Source organism: Methylophaga sp. UBA4204 (assembly GCF_002379485.1).
GTDB lineage: Bacteria > Pseudomonadota > Gammaproteobacteria > Nitrosococcales > Methylophagaceae > Methylophaga.
This window is the reverse complement of sequence record NZ_DFTU01000078.1, coordinates 28,821-29,886: the sequence shown is the minus strand read 5'-3', so window position 1 is coordinate 29,886 and position 1,066 is coordinate 28,821. Positions and strand designations below refer to the sequence as shown.

The window sequence follows — 1,066 nt, the reverse complement described above, 5'->3', positions numbered from 1 at the left end:
GCAATACCTTTGGCTGATTCCATTACCATCCAACCCGCGATGCAGGTCACGAAAGCAAGGGTAATAAAACCAAGCCATGTCGCCATCAGGCTGCCATGATGATGTTTTTGGGGTTTATCCGGAACTGTCTGTTGGGTTGGCCGTGGAAACCACATTGGTCGTGATTGCGCGCGGTGAACCAAGCGCAATCCAAACAAATAGGTGACAACGACCACCGGCGTGACTGGATGCACGCCCCAAAAGGAAACTGAGGGCGAGACGATCGCCAGTAATGGCAGTGTCAGCAATACAATCAACAAGCCTGCGAGTATCAGGTTCACAGGGGAAGCGGCTGCATGCTCCAGATTGGCTTTGCGATACACGATGTCCGCAATACCAAGAAACACCAGATTCACCGCCATGCTACCCATAACATTACTCATGGCCAGATCGTCTCGTGAATCTATTGCGGCACTTAAGGTCGCAGCAAAGTCCGGTAGCGAAGTCACTCCCGCCAGCAGTAATACTCCAAACAGTGCTTCCCCCATGCCAGTCCGATCAGCCAGTTCATCTGCAAATTTTGCCAAACGACTGCCAGCGAGAATGATGATCAGAGCAGCGATGCCAAAAGCGATCAGGTTGAACGTCAAGGATGAAAACATTTAGGGCCTCGAATGGCGATGAACTACATGCAATAGTAATCAAAACTTAGTCTCAGCCAAGACTAACAGCTAATTCGTTGTATTTTTCAGAATAAATCTTGGGTTTCGCAAACCCAGTCAAAACTAATATTATTTGATCCGCAGATTACGCAGATGGACGCAGATTTTTTTTGAATTAACCACAGAGACACGGAAGGCACAGAGGTTGATAAATGAAGCAGTTCAGGTTAGCGAAGCGTAACCCGACATAAATATAGTGTTGGGCTTCGCAGACTAAGCGCCAACCTACGAAAAAAATTTATCCATCAACATTTATGGCTTGTAAGGCACGGTAATATCCATATTACTTCTCAAATAATCTGCGTCCATCTGCGAAATCTGCGGATTAACGACTATATAAATCTCTGTGTCTCTGTGGTTAATTA

Annotated in this window: 1 pseudogene; it reads right to left on the bottom strand. The window is 46.4% G+C overall.

The features are described 5' to 3' along the window. Positions 1 to 641: pseudogene (locus tag B3182_RS11220) on the bottom strand (sodium:calcium antiporter); the annotation flags it as partial. Between the last annotated feature and the right edge of the window lie 425 nt (positions 642 to 1,066).